9 protein-coding genes, 2 tRNA genes and 1 pseudogene are annotated in these 14,796 nt (G+C 46.9%); 4 read left to right on the top strand and 8 right to left on the bottom strand.

The window, feature by feature from the left end; genetic code table 11:
- From H6797_01855 to H6797_01840, 4 genes and pseudogenes are all read right to left on the bottom strand, one after another.
- Positions 1 to 3,120, bottom strand: coding sequence for a type I restriction endonuclease subunit R (locus tag H6797_01855; protein ID USN96918.1), 3,120 nt, complete (start codon positions 3,118 to 3,120; stop codon positions 1 to 3).
- Positions 3,117 to 4,293 (bottom strand): annotated as a pseudogene (locus H6797_01850) (restriction endonuclease subunit S). Before H6797_01850 ends, H6797_01855 begins: the two are co-directional and overlap by 4 nt.
- On the bottom strand, positions 4,286 to 5,869 hold the full coding sequence (locus H6797_01845; protein ID USN96917.1) for a type I restriction-modification system subunit M: 1,584 nt from the start codon (positions 5,867 to 5,869) through the stop codon (positions 4,286 to 4,288). Before H6797_01845 ends, H6797_01850 begins: the two are co-directional and overlap by 8 nt.
- 114 nt (positions 5,870 to 5,983) lie before the next feature.
- A complete protein-coding gene (locus H6797_01840; protein USN96916.1) occupies positions 5,984 to 6,316 on the bottom strand; it encodes a hypothetical protein in 333 nt (110 codons plus the stop codon).
- 280 nt (positions 6,317 to 6,596) lie between these two features.
- Between H6797_01840 and H6797_01835 the strand changes: the two genes are divergently transcribed.
- The 4 genes from H6797_01835 (at position 6,597) to H6797_01820 (ending at position 11,157) form a co-directional block, all read left to right on the top strand.
- Positions 6,597 to 7,448, top strand: a complete 852-nt coding sequence (locus tag H6797_01835; GenBank protein ID USN96915.1) for a hypothetical protein — start codon at positions 6,597 to 6,599, stop codon at positions 7,446 to 7,448.
- A 334-nt stretch (positions 7,449 to 7,782) separates the two neighbouring features.
- Entirely contained in the window at positions 7,783 to 7,962 is a 180-nt protein-coding gene (locus tag H6797_01830) for a hypothetical protein (protein USN96914.1), read from the top strand.
- Positions 7,955 to 9,376 carry a hypothetical protein gene (locus H6797_01825; protein USN96913.1) on the top strand — a complete coding sequence of 474 codons (1,422 nt, stop codon included), beginning with the start codon at positions 7,955 to 7,957 and terminating at the stop codon, positions 9,374 to 9,376. Before H6797_01830 ends, H6797_01825 begins: the two co-directional genes overlap by 8 nt.
- 170 nt (positions 9,377 to 9,546) lie before the next feature.
- Positions 9,547 to 11,157, top strand: a complete 1,611-nt coding sequence (locus H6797_01820) for a recombinase family protein (GenBank protein ID USN96912.1) — start codon at positions 9,547 to 9,549, stop codon at positions 11,155 to 11,157.
- Here the strand turns inward: H6797_01820 and H6797_01815 are convergent.
- From H6797_01815 to H6797_01800, 4 genes are all read right to left on the bottom strand, one after another.
- A tRNA-Gly gene (locus tag H6797_01815) sits at positions 11,146 to 11,221 on the bottom strand. The two genes, H6797_01820 and H6797_01815, sit on opposite strands and share 12 nt — an antisense overlap.
- A gap of 40 nt (positions 11,222 to 11,261) precedes the next feature.
- Positions 11,262 to 13,598, bottom strand: coding sequence for a hypothetical protein (locus tag H6797_01810; protein USN96911.1), 2,337 nt, complete (start codon positions 13,596 to 13,598; stop codon positions 11,262 to 11,264).
- A 77-nt stretch (positions 13,599 to 13,675) separates the two neighbouring features.
- A complete protein-coding gene (locus H6797_01805; protein USN96910.1) occupies positions 13,676 to 14,344 on the bottom strand; it encodes a 1-acyl-sn-glycerol-3-phosphate acyltransferase in 669 nt (222 codons plus the stop codon).
- A 312-nt stretch (positions 14,345 to 14,656) separates the two neighbouring features.
- Positions 14,657 to 14,732, bottom strand: a tRNA-Phe gene (locus tag H6797_01800).
- Positions 14,733 to 14,796 lie beyond the last annotated feature (64 nt).

Below are 14,796 nucleotides of genomic sequence, written 5' to 3'. Positions count from 1 at the left end.
CTAGTCCTCCATTTTGCCGCTAGATATATCAAAGAATTTATTAAAGAAGTTGGTCAGCTTGTCGAGCACCGTTTCGCGCTTTTTGCCGCGTGAGTTATCTGCTGAAAAGCGTGATACGGGCGGCAGAATTTTAGCAATTGCCGTGCCGGTGGATTGCAGCGAGCCATCGCGGAATGCATTGTCTACAAAGCGATAGGTTTCATCGTGGTCTAATCCCTCTTCCTGGATAATGCGGTTAAGTTCTTCTACCTTTTTAGTATCGACGAATTTACGCCAGTCTTCATCTACCGATGAATTGACGTTGAGTGAGGTAATGAATTGTTCTATCAAGTCTTTCTTGTTGCGTAGCTCAACGCTACTATCAACAGCCTTATTGATGTCAACGAGTAGTTCTTTGTCTTCTTGGTTTCCGGCGTGGTACTTGCGTATCAGTTCAAGGATATAATCAATGTTTATTTCTACCTGCTTAATCAGCTCCATCTCAAACACAACATCGTCATTGACGTTTTCTTTGTCGGCATCGGTACCCTTGCGGAACTCGTTATACAAATTGATATACATACTGTGGTAGTCTTGAACATCACGGGCAGAAAGAATTTCATTGCCCTCAAAATCGTCGAACGTACTCAGGATGTTACGCACGCGCAGGATGCCCCCGTATAGCTTAATAAACTCTTTCTGAGCCTGCTCACCAATGATTTGTTGACCTACAGGGAACCGCTCCATTAGCTCGGTAACCAGCTCCACGTATCCGCGCTGATGTTTACCGTTGTCGTCGTAGCCATTGTAGTAATCGTTATAGCTCTTGAGCAGCACAATGCCACCGGCTTCTTTGTCACCAAACAATGCCAAGGCGTCATTGGTGGCTTTTTCAAGGTTACGGAAACTCACGATATTACCAAAAGTTTTAACTGAGTTTAGGATACGATTGGTGCGAGAATATGCTTGCAGCAAACCGTGTGACCGCAACTTTTTGTCCACCCACAGCGTATTGAGGGTCGTTGCATCAAAGCCAGTAAGGAACATGTTAACCACAATAAGCAGGTCGATTTCGCGGTTTTTCATACGTAGCGACACGTCCTTGTAATAATTCTGGAAGTTGTCGGCTGATGTATCATAGCTAGTTGCAAACATCTGGTTGTAATCGCGAATTGCGTTATCAAGAAAGTCGCGTGAACTACTATCTAGCCCCTCGGTACCCTCACTGTTCTCGTCTTCTAGCCCGTCAAAAAGTTCTTCGTCTTCGTTGGCGCCGTAGCTATAAATAATAGCCACTTTGAGCCGTAACGCCTCTGGAGCCTCTGCTTGCTGGCGCTTGAATTCGGCGTAGTACTTTTTTGCCGTTTCTATAGAACTGACAGCGAAAATAGAGTTAAAGCCGCTAAGTCGAATACGCTGCTTTATTTCTTCGATGGCGTGCCTGTCGCGCGCGGTGGCAACCTCGTGAATGTTTTGCAGCGCACCGGTAAACATGTAGGTGCTGTTCCGCTTAGTCTTCTGGTCGAAGTGGTCGCGAATATATTGCACGACCTTGCTAATGCGTTCCGGCGCTCCTAAGATTGCCTCAGTATCAATGCTACGCACCTGTTCGTCGTCTATATCTTCTGCTTCACGTACAGTACTGATGTAGTCAATGCGGAATGGCAAAACGTTCTTATCGGTAATGGCGTCAACAATGGTGTATGTGTGCAACTTTTCGCCAAAGGCTTGCTCGGTGGTCTTAAGGTCGGCGCGTCCACCACTTGATATATTCTGCGGAAAAATAGGAGTGCCCGTAAAACCAAAAAGGTGGTAATTCTTGAAGCTCTTGGTAATGGAGTGATGCATATCGCCAAACTGACTGCGGTGACATTCGTCAAAAATTAAAACGATGTGTCCGTCAAAAATGCGGTGCCCCTCATTCTTTTTGATGAACTTATCTAGCTTTTGGATAGTCGTGATAATGATGCGAGCGTTCGGGTCTTCCAACTGTTTTTTGAGTTTCGCGGTGCTTGTGTTGCTGTTCGCGGCGCCTTTTTCGAACTTGTCGTACTCTTTCATTGTCTGGTAGTCCAAGTCTTTGCGGTCTACCACGAATAGTACTTTTTCTACGTCTTCTAGCTTGCTTGCTAGCTGAGCGGTCTTGAAACTGGTCAGCGTTTTACCTGAACCGGTGGTGTGCCAAACGTAGCCACCCGCCTCTATGGTGCCTAACTTTTTATAGTTAGTACTAACCTCTACGCGGTTAAGAATACGCTCGGTTGCTACAATCTGGTATGGCCGCATCGCCAGCAGTAAACGGTCGCTTGTAAATACGCAGTATTTAGTAATCACATTCAGTAGTGAATGTTTTGCAAAAAACGTTGCAACAAAATCGGTCAAATCAGTAATTGGCTTGTTGCGAGCGTCTGCCCACCAACTTGTAAACTCATAGCTGTTGCTGGTCTTTTTGCCTTTTTTATTGATATTGCCACCGTCTTTAACGTGCTGGTTACGAGTGGTGTTGCTGTAATACTTTGTGTACGTTCCGTTGCTAATGACAAATAACTGCACGTACTCGAATAGCCCACTACCTGCCCAGAAGCTATCGCGCTGGTAACGGTTTATTTGGTTAAACGCCTCTTTGATGTCCACGCCACGCCGTTTTAGTTCTATATGAACTAGAGGTAGTCCATTAACTAATACTGTCACATCGTAACGATTTGCTCGTGCGCCCTCAATTTCGTACTGATTGATGACTTGCAGGCTGTTATTGTGGATGCTTACCTTGTCGAGCAATCTAATATTTTTAACCGTACCATCGTCGCGCGTTAGGTTTTTAACATGGTCTTCCTGAATAGTAGTAGTCTTTTCCTCTATGCTTTCGCTAGGATTGGCGAGGTTTTGCTTGAAGAACTGTTCCCACTCAGTGTCGGTAAATTGGTAATCGTTGAGTTTTTCTAATTGAGCGCGCAGATTAGTAATGAGGTCGGTTTCGCTGGAGATACGCAGGTACTCGTATGCTTGCCTTTGCAGCTGTTCAATCAATGCCTGCTCTAGCTCAGCTTCACTTTGATAATCGCTAGCGCGGCGCGCGGCGGGTATAAACTCGGCAACAACTGTACTATGCGGGTTTTCCGCCACCATGCTGTACTTGTTCATGCAGGTAGCTCCGTAAATGACAGTAGCTTGTTACGATAATGCTCATACTGTTTTCTTCGCGCGGTTATCTCGGCAGGCAAGCCCTCAGTGATATCATGCACTAAAGCGTCAAATTTATCTAAAACTGAAACTATATGATTTTGCTTTGGAATTGACGGCACGGGTACAGGATATTTCATAATCGAATTCTTGTCGCCACGTGGCATCTTTGCGCCTTTTGCATACTTCATTTCGGAGTCGAAAAATCTGTCATCTGATAGAACTTGGTACAGGTATCTTGGCGTGACGCTATCATCTGTCAACTTTATTACCAAAACATCACCGTTTGTACCGCCAGTTTTGTCAGCGTGCCATATCTTTTTCAAGTATGGTCGAATGTTTCCAAGAAGTACATCACCTCTATCAAATCGTGTAAGATTTCCAGAGCTAGGTACATGGCTGGACGCGGTTTTACCTTGTCGGTTTTGCAAAATGTTATCAACCCCAACGTAATTATCATCGTTGAGGTGTTCGGCTTCAATTCTAGCTTTAGAGTACATCGCCACCTCGCCAAGGGTCTTCCACTTCGCCCCCCCCCGATGAATCAAATGTCAAAAGTTGATTGCGATAGTATTGGTATTGCTTCTTTCTCGCTTCTAGCTCCGCTTCTAGCTCCGCTTCTAGCTCCGCTTCTAGCTCCGCTTCTAATTGTGTGAACTTGTCCAGTGTTTTCACTATTTCTTGCTGCACTTCGCGAGGAGGTGCAGGTATCGTAAACTTTGAGTATTGAGAAATCCAATGACGCGCATGGTCGGTGGGGCTATAGTTTATGCATCGCATTGCGTAGTATGCAAAACGAAAATCAATAGGATTGTCAGGTTTTAGGCGTAGCATTTTCATTGCCGATGATTTCACCTTGAAGTTAAAATCTACCCAGTGGAATGAGGTAGTAAAATCATCAAATATAATCACAGGATTTTCCGAACTGGCCATGTAAATACCGTGCTCTTCGTTGGTGTAACCCAGTATAAAACTCTGACCAGCTGTAAGAACCGGCGTGGAATGCTCATCACTATAATTTGTGCTACTGACTATGTATCTGCCAGGCTGTTCATAGTCAAGTAGCTCACCTAGTTCCATAAAGTCCACACCGTCAGGACAAAACTGCTTAATGAGGTCGTCAATCTTACTCATGACCACCCTCAATGTCTGACACAATCGCATCAATCTCTGCGCGTAGCTTGCTTTGCCTGGCGACAATCTGGCTTATGTCATTGTTGAGTTCAGCGATATTCACAATTTCTCGTGTATCTTCTCGTTCAACATAACTACTGACCGCAATATTGTAATCGTTCGTGGCAATATCGCCATTTTTCACAAGCTTTGCAAAGTGGTCTACATCAACGCGATTGGTGTATGCTTCCAGAATTTTATTGCGATTGGCTTCATTGAGCTTATTCTTGTTACCACCTCGCACAAATTCGGCGCTAGCGTCAATGAAAAGCGTAGCATTGTCGTGCTTGCTCTTTTTGAGTACTAGAATGCAGGTAGCTATGCCAGTTCCAAAGAATAAGTCAGGAGGAAGCTGTATGACAGCATCAACAAAGTTGTTATCTATGAGGTATTTACGAATTTTAGCTTCTGCACCACCTCGGTAGAGAACACCAGGAAATTCAACGATAGCTGCCGTGCCAGTAGTCGCTAGCCATTTAAGCATATGCATAGTAAATGCGAGGTCTGCCTTGCTCTTTGGTGCTAGGACGCCCGCTGGACTAAAGCGTGGGTCGTTAATAAGTAGTGGGTCGCTGTCACCTGCCCAGTGAATTGAATATGGCGGATTAGATACAATTGCCTCGAACGGCTCTTCCTGCCAATGTTCCTCGCTTGGTTCTACAAGGGTGTCGCCGTGCGCGATGTTGAATTCGGTATAGTTGATGTCGTGCAAAATCATGTTAATACGACATAGGTTGTAGGTGGTTAGGTTAATCTCTTGGCCGTAGAAACCTTTGCGGACATTATCTTTGCCCAGTATCTTCGCAAACTGAAGAAGCAATGAGCCGGAACCCACAGCGGGGTCGTAGACTTTATTAACCTCTTTTTTGCCAACAACAGTGATACGCGCCAGTAACTCACTAACCTCCTGGGGCGTGTAGTATTCACCGCCGGACTTACCGGCATTACTAGCGTACATCCCCATTAGGAACTCATACGCGTCGCCAAAGGCATCGATTGTATTATCTTTGTAGCTGCCTAACTGCAAATCGCCAACTGCATCCAGTAAACGAATGAGCTGCTTATTGCGCCTGTCTACAGATGAGCCGAGTTTGTTGCTATTGACGTCAATGTCATCAAACAAACCCTTTATGTCGTCTTCGCTATCAGCACCCTTGGCGGAATTTTCTATGTTACGGAAAATGCCAGACAGAGTTTCGTTGAGATTGTCGTCGGTCTTTGCGCGCTTGCGGACGTTCTCGAAAAGTTCACTAGGTAGTATGAAAAAGCCCTTGTCTTTAACAGTTTCTGTGCGGCCGCGTTCTGCGAAGTCGTCACTTAGTGATGCGTAATTAAAGTCGCGAGGATTACTCGGGTCACGTAGCTCTTGTACATTGATGTAGTTGGTCAAGTTTTCGGAAATAAAACGATATAGCAACATGCCCAGCACATACTGCTTGAAGTCCCAGCCATCTACACTGCCTCGTAAGTCGTTGGCAATTTTCCATATGGTTGCGTGCAATTTAGCGCGCTCTTGTTCTTTTTTCGTATCATTCATAATGGTTGGTTGGCTATTTTTTACCCAACCCGTTTTTGTTTTTTTATTGTAAAGATTACAGAACCTATTGTAACAGGTTTTTCAAGTAATTCACCACCGATAATAGCCGTCAACTTAACCAAACTTTTCTAGTTTGTAGAAAACCCAAGCACTCAGCGGGCATATGGCCAGTGCCGCATAGAATGCCCATGTATTACTAGCTAGCTCGAAGTAATGTTTGTCAAGGAACGGATAAATAAGGAATTGCAAGAAAAATAAACCGACCATTGCGCAAATTGCCATGAAAAACATTAGCCAGCCGTTGCGCCTGGTGGCTTGTTTGAGGTGCTTTTGCGAACAGTACCAGCGACCTTCGTTATAGTAGCCCACTTGCCAGACGTCATGCTCAAGATGCTTGTCGCCGTCGTCAAACTTTCTGCCGCAGTCCATTATGTAACAGGTTGTCATTCCTGCTCCTTTCCGTAAATTGCGGCGAAAATAAAAAGCGACACCGCAAGGTGTCTTACTACCATTCACAAGTCAGCTTTCGCCAAAATGCTTATGCGGTGCCGCTTTTCGTGGCGAACCGCAATGAAATGCGTTCTGACTTGTTTTGATAGTAAGACTCGCTAATTATAACACCACCCCTGTTACATGCATAGTGTCTATGGTTATGTAACCTCTTGTGCTTGCCGTTGCACATCGGTTAGCAGAAAATATAGGGATTGGGTGTGGACACAGGAGCTAAATGCAAACATACCGAAATATTGATGATGTATTTGCGGCGACGCAGCGCGCGATAGCTAGCAAAACAACCGACAAGGAATTGGCGGAATATCTTAATGCGTTCGTGCAGGGCAGATTAACTACGGGCACGCCAGAGGCTGTGCCTAGTTACGAAGTTCAACGTGACCGTCTAGTGGCAGTCATGAAACAACTGTACGCAGATGGCTTCGGCTATCACCAAGCGGTGAGGGGCGAAATTGATGGCGTTCCGAAGTTCTTTGAGGTGATACTTAGCATGGCGCTAGTGGAGCACGCTGTCGAATTAGTGAGCGTGCATTATGAGAAGCAGGAAATTGCCGCTGGAGTGAGCACTGTGAGGAAGATACCATATGCGGAATTTGTCGCAACCGACGAGAAGCTCAAAGAACAGCTAGCTAGGCACGATGAAAGCGTGACCCCCACCGCCGCGACCGACATTGTTGCGGCAGCACCGCCAGTCATAGAGCTAGGCGCTGAGCCGCATTCAATTACTATACGAAGCTATGATGCGGATACGGGCACACTGTACTTTGGCGGGTGCGAGATAGTGATTATTGGGCAAAAAAATAGACGTGGTAAAGCAGCCAAAGAGCCTACTCAGGGTGGTGCAATGCGTAAGCTCTTCAAATCTGTCAATACCCTGCGCGATGGTGTGCTGCTGCGTTCAATTACATCTGTTAGGGCGGATAAATTCGATGCCCGACAGCGTAAGCTGGCAAAAAATCATCTGAATGAAATAAATCGCAAGATAAATGAGGTGACTGGCGTGCCAAAGCTGATAATTTATGACGAGGTTAAATACTACATAGACAAATCCTATCTGAAATCCGTCTGAAAAGTTTTCAGATTGCCCCTAGTGATACAAATACCCGCACAAACTAAGCGGGTATTTTTACACCCATCAAGGAGGGCAATAAACTGGCTACCAAAATTAGAAAAGTTAATGATATAGGGCTGGCTGCGGCGTTGTTAAATCATCGCATCCGGTTACATGAAATACAGCACAGTAATGGGCGGGCATATTTTCTATTCGGAAGTACCGAGCGCATGACGAGGTGTGTCAAAAGGTACCAACAAAACACTCTTACTGTGCGAGCACGCACATACTACAAAAACCTAGAAATGCTAAAGCGGACTAGTAATCTGCTACCGAATAAATAGGCCTAAAAATGCGCCTTAGTAATGAACGGATACAAGAATTGCGGGCACTCCTGCTTGAGCTACATGGGCTAGATGTCACCGACGAACAAGCTCAAGAGGCTGGCCTGTCAATTATGCGGTTCGTACTTGCTAAGGCTCATATTCAACAGCAATTAAGTAATGACGAGGAGATTAAAACCAGTGAGTGAAATCGCGAATGCACCGGCACCGGTGCCAAAATACGAACAGCTAAAATCCAAAAAAGTAGAGCAAAAAGAAGACCCAGTAATAGCGCGGGAGCGTGAGCTAGAGGCAGAACTTGCCGAGATTAACGCCGCCATAGATGTTGCGCAATTTAGCGAGATGACGGTTGATGATGTGATGGAAGTGTTATCACTTACCATCAAAGACGATAACGAGAATAAAGCTATTGGCTTTTTGGGTATGCTGAGCGCTTACACTTCGGAAGACCAAATTAACATCAGTTTTAATGCTCAAAGCAGCTCCGGCAAAACTTATCTAACGAGTGAAATTGCCAAGCTATTCCCCGAAGTAGATAAAGTACCGCTGAGCGGGGCGTCACCGACTTCATTCTTCTATAGTCGCGGCGTGGACGATGTTGAGCGTGGCGCTAAAGTTGTGTCGCTTGAGCGCAAGATTTTACTCCTATATGAACAGCCCAACCCGCTACTACAAGAGAAGCTACGGGCGCTGCTATCCAAAGATGACCGTGACTTGCATTACAAAATGACCAATAAGAACAAGGGCGCCAACCGCACCGAGCACATCATACTGCGTGGCTTTCCGGCAACAGTTTTTTGTTCGGCAAATATGCTACTAGATGAGCAAGAAGCTACACGGTTTTTACTGCTTAGCCCAGAAGTTACCGAAGCTAAGTTAAGCAGCGCGGTTCACTTGGAGGTGCAGCGCGGCGCTGACCGCAAGGCATTTAAGCAGTGGCTAGACGAACAGCCCGCGCGCGCAGAACTGATGCAGCGTATTATTGCTATACGCTTTGAGCACGTTGATAGCATTGTAGTGCCTAGCAAGGAAGCCATCGAGAGGCGTTTCAGGAATTCTTTTCCGAGGCTAAAGCCGCGTCATGCACGCGATATCCGACACCTGATGGAGCTAATTAAAGCAATCGCACTGCTAAACGTATGGTTTCGCAAACAGCCCGACGGAATGATTGTCGCCAGTCAGTCAGACATAGACCAGGCTTTTAGACTATGGGGCGCTATCGCAACGAGCCAAAACCTCAACGTGCCTCCGGCCGTTCTGCACTTCTACAAGAAATACATATTGCCAGCATGGAACGATAAGCACCGGCGCGAGCAGGCTAATATGGACAGAGGTTTTATCGGTCTAAGTCGCCAGGACTTGAGTAACTACTATTTGCGCACCGAAAATGCTCTGATGGACGATGAGCGTTTGCGTAAGCAGATACTGCCATTGCTAGAAAATAGTGGCTTTATCGTTCAGAAACAGCCCGAAATCGGTGACAAACGTAGTATGCATATCTATATTAAGGTGTTCTTGGACGAACAAAACAACCTTATTACAGACAATATAGGGGATGGTGGTGTGGGTGGAACACGCATAAATCTGGGCGGCAAATGGTAAGTCGCCCACCCGCCTTAATAAGTGGTATAATAGTAGCGTTGACACAAGCTACAAAAAACGCGCAAGGTGTTTTTATTTCCCGACCATTTATGGGCGGCAGGTATCAGGAGATAGCTTTGCGCTGTGGCCTGTGTCAACAACCTGCCGTCCATTTTGGTTCAAGGAGATAAATGGAAAATCTACGATATGCGGTATACACGCGTAAATCAACCGAGGAAGCCGAGCGACAAGTACTTTCACTGGATAGCCAGCGGGACAAAATTAAAGAGCGTTTCGGTGACCTTAATATTGTTGCCTGGATTGAACCGGAGAGTAAAAGTGCTTTCGAGCCGGATAAGCGTCCACTGTTCAAAGAGCTGCTCGCTATGGTGGATGCGGGCAAAATTGATGGAATTATTGCGTGGCACCCTGACCGACTGAGCCGCAATGAAGTAGATGCAAGTTCAATAACATGGCGCATACGGCAAGGTAAGATTAAAGACCTCAGGTTTGCCTCTGGCTTTAGTTTTGATAACACTCCAGAGAGCATGATGATGCTACAAATGACCATGAGTCAGTCACAATACTTCTCCGCCAAGCTAAGCAAGGATGTAAAACGCGGCAATGCCACGAAACGGCAGCAGGGTGGGCTGACCGGCATAGCTCCGGCCGGTTACCTAAATGAGCGTATCAAGGTTTCGGGTGGCGGCAGAGGCCAAGCCATAGTCGTAAAAGACCCCGAGCGATTTGACCTTATCCGCAAGGCGTTCGATTTATTCTTGACCGGTGAATATAGCGTGCAGTCTATTCGTAAGATTATGAATGAGGAATGGGGCTACCAAACGCCAAACACCCGACGCAAAGGCAACCGCACCATATCACGTAGCAGCTTGTATAACATACTGCGCAATGTGCGGTATGCCGGACTTGTGCCCGACCCATATGCCCCCGAAAAGTTTTATGATGCAGATTTCCCCGCAATGATTACACAAGAGGAGTATGACAGGGTGCAGGTGCTACTAGGCGACAAAGGCTTCCCGCGTTTAGCATCAACCAAGCAGTTTGCATTAAGAGGATTTATACGATGCGCCGCCTGCGGCCTAAGTATTACTGCGGAACACAAAATAAAGATACAGAAAAATGGTAACCGTCACGAGTATATTTATTATCATTGTACCGGCAAAAACAAAGATTGTACGCAAAAGTCTATCAACGTGCGCGAAGAAAAGTTATGGGCAATGCTACTTGAGTTAATGGATAGCTACGAATTGCATCCAAAGATGTACGAGTGGACTATGGATGCCCTACGCGAATTCGCCAGTAAAGAAATTGATGAGCGCAACGGTGTACAGGATGCGCAGAATAAAGCCATTGCTAGTACTCAGTCACAGCTAGATAAGCTGCTAGACATGGCAACTAGAGCGCTAATTGACGATGAAGAGTATAAAACCAAAAGCGCCGCTCTTAAGACCGACCTGGTACGCCTACAAGAAGAACAGGCAGATGTCAGTCACCGCATAAAGAATTGGTACGAGATAGTCGAGCAAACATTCGATAAGCTAACCTATGCTAGCGACAAGTTTAGGGATGGTGACATTGCCATTAAAAGAGAGGTGTTGCTGGCAATCGGACAAAATCCTGTATTGAATAACGGTGTACTGGAGATAGAGGCAAATAAGTGGCTAATTCCGGTGGCTAAGAACGCTAAAAGCATACGTACCGAGCTAGAAATGGTTAGAACCTTGCCTCAACAGATACAAAAAGCCTCCGAAGAGGCTCTAAGTCTAAAATGGTGCGGGTGAAGAGACTCTAACTCTCGACCTCTTCCTTGGCAAGGAAGCGCTCTAACAACTGAGCTACACCCGCGCATTTACTCAAAATATTGTACAGTAACGGTGGTGAAATTTCAACTACCGTTACTGTTATTGCCAGATTTCAGGAGTCGCCATATGACAAAACCGATTAGCAGCAGCCCTAAGAAACCGAATGCCAAAAAGGCAATGTCGCGCAAGAAGTAAAGAACAGCCAACGAGGAAGCAGTAATACCCCACCATATTGCCCAGCTTTTATTCGTGGAAACGCCTGCCACAACCAGTACGACATGCTCTAGTAGAAACAGCAGTGTATAGTTGCCGCCGTCGTTTAATGCAAATATACCGGTAAAGAACGTGATGAATCCCATAGCTACCATAATCCTAGGGATGTATTGATTTCGCGCCACTGCAACCGCAGCTATAACAAGTGCCCACCAATGTGCATAAAAGACCATGTTTAAATCAGGGAACCAAACGCTAAACATCCGCTGAGCGCCAATCGTTGCTATATATGCGCCGGCTTCTACCATGCCCACGCGACCAGAACGACGGCCTTCGAGTATAACCGAAGTTGCCACGGCTACTACCAGCAACGACGCCGTCAACACGATCGGATCAGTACCGCTAAAGAATGAACCAAGGGCACCAAAAGTCCCGATTACCCATGCCGAATAAAGTACGAGTGGACGACGACGCTCGTCGTATAGGGCAAGCATGACCCAACTAGCAGCAAACAACATAACACTCACTACAGACGACACGCCAACGGCAAGCCATTCATGGTCCCAGTCATAAAAAATCCACAATCGCGTCATAGCTACAACTGCAGTAAAGGCGGCAGCAAACACCACCCATGGCACATTGATGACATAGCTAGCTACAAATAGCAGAGCCGTGACCGCCACCATAGCGGAAGCGCCACTACCATTGCTAAGCAGTGCAGAAAATATAGCTGCCATAGAAACATACAGCACAAAAGCAGCCGCAACAAACAACTTGAAATCACCCGACCGTTTGCGCGTCCATTCCATGTAGGCATAGAGAGCAAAGACAGCCGCACACAAATACCAACTCACAAGCCAGCCCCATTCAAGATGCGGTTCGATAGCACCTCTCATGACAACCAATGGCAAAAAGACCGTAACACCAAGACCAGGTAGCGCTAATTTGACCGAGCGCAATAGATAGGCGACAGCAAAACTCGACACGCCCAAAACTGCCAGTCCGTATGAAAACAACACCATCGGATGCTCCGATCCAGTCCAGTATAAATTCGCCACAAACTGCAAACTCATGGCAACCCATAGCCATATTTCGTAGCCGAGTCGTCTGCGCAATAGCGAATAGACTAATTGCACCGTTGCTAAACCTAGGAACCAAAATCCGAACGCAACATGATCACTGTCAGTTACATCCCAAGCGACAAGCAACAATGCAATATGCCCTACTGCGCGGGCTGCGTTTTCATAAATGTCCTGACGCGCTTGCAACCATGCCACTATGTAATGCGCGGTTGCCACGCCGAACACAATTTCGTACCCACGAAGCGACAGGTCGCTGTAAACAAACAAACTCGCGACCAACGCAACTGGCGTCACTATTTGACCAGTACGTTCAACGGGTTCGTTAAATACTGCTGGAAGCCACGACGGACGAACGTATGAGGCCAGGCTAGCTAAAAGTGAAACGACAATAATCGACGTAAAACCCCATACTATCGGCAGCGACGCCGTCGCGACAGAGCTGCTGACAAGAGAAATGACAAACGCCATCGTAAGGTACGACACGACTAAACTTTTAAGTCGTATAGCAGCCCAGTAATATGCCACCACCCCGACTAAAGACGTCACCATCCATGATGCCTCACTACTCATGCCACCGTATCGGTGCAAGGCTACGCCAGCAAAAGGCAAAAGTGCCATACCCGTCCCAACAAAGGCAATGGCAGCCGGTTTGAGCTTCGGAGTACCTTCGTACATAACTAGTCCGACGCCGTAAAACGCAGCCACAAGTAACCATACACCAAATAACTTCACCGTGTCGTCTACGGCCGCCGCTATAAACGCCGCTCCTGCAGCAACAAACAAAAAGCTCGCCAAATACAACACGATATTCGTATTTCGAATCGAGCGCTTTTCGTCGTCAACAAGCTGTTTCTTGGTCGACACATGCGCCGCCGCGTGCTTCTTAGTTGCGTGCACTACCGAGTCACTAGCTACATTTTCGCCAGTATCACCCGCTATGACTGATTTCAGCGCGGCCTTACTTACATCGCCCTTTTCTACCAAGTCTTTTACGCGACTACCTAGGGCCTTCCAGCCGTCTCGATACCCCCTATAGTACTGCTCTCCATCAGATTCGTCTTTAGGCTTTTTAGAAAGCAAAACCGCCAAAACTATGATGATTATGATATAGAGTATGTCCACCATTTCCTACAGTGTAGCATAAGTTTTATCAGCAAATACATATAAAAACCCTGTACGCTTGTACGCACAGGGTGGTCGACTTAGTCGGGTGGCCGAATTGTTTCGTAGATTCGCTGAGCTTCCGCATCGAGTTCATCTGCCGACGTGAAGTCATTTGGATCAAGCACGGCGCCGATGATAACAGCCATGGGCTGGCTCCAGTCGAAAATCCATTCGCCTTCCGGACCTTCGTCCATGAACGCCTTGGCACCGAATACCCTCACTAGAGCCATTGGAGTGCCCGTTTCTATAGACATCCTTGCATAGCCATTGCGCCAGACGTCACGCTCTTCGGGGTTCCTGATTCTACCTGGTGGACTGATAAATACAGGGACGCCTCGCCGTATAGTAGCAATGCCGGCTTCAAACGCTTCTTTGCGCGACTTTGGATTGTCGCGCTGGACAGGAATGTGGCCCATCAGCCTAAAAAGCAGGCTAATGACATGCCACTCTTTCCAGTCCAAAAGCTCAGCCATACCCATGCCAATGAATCGACGCCGGACAGCCATTATGATAAGCGGACCGTCAACAAACGACGTGTGTGGCACGAGCGCCAGTACGTATGCGCCGCGTTTGGGCAGACGCTCCGTTCCGACAACCTGCAGATTGACACGTTTCACCTTGACTATAGCCAGAAGGAGAAACCGCACAATCTTGTAGACCAGCCAGCCTACTGCATCACGGCATGTAAGCCGCAGCTTCGCGAACATATCATCTCCTTCCGCAAAGAACTCATTTACCCCCACTTGAGACAAATGTGTCTTAGTTTTACCGCACCTATATAGATAAAGTCAATGTGGAAACGTGTGTCATTCACCTACTAGACATCGCTCCACTTCGTTCCGCTCCTCCGCTCACTTGCTCAAGAAAATGCTTCGCGCTTTCTTTCGCTTCGTTCACTGCGCCGAACTAGTGACAGAGCCCTCAGCGACAATCATGCGCTCTGAAGGCCTAGGCCTGAAGAGCCTTGTGTCACTCCTTCAAAAAGAAAACACCCCAACGTGATGATGGGGTACTTTCTTTGGTGGCTCCTACTAGACTCGAACTAGTGACACAAGGCTCTTCAGGCCTCTGCTCTACCAACTGAGCTAAAGAGCCACGTCAGAATCGACGGTCGGCTTCCACGATGTCAATAAATTGACCTCGCTTTCACCCTCTAGTC

It is taken from the genome of Candidatus Nomurabacteria bacterium (genome assembly GCA_023898645.1).
In the GTDB taxonomy this organism is placed as follows: domain Bacteria; phylum Patescibacteriota; class Saccharimonadia; order Saccharimonadales; family Saccharimonadaceae; genus UBA2112.
This window is presented reverse-complemented; position numbering and strand designations above follow the sequence as displayed.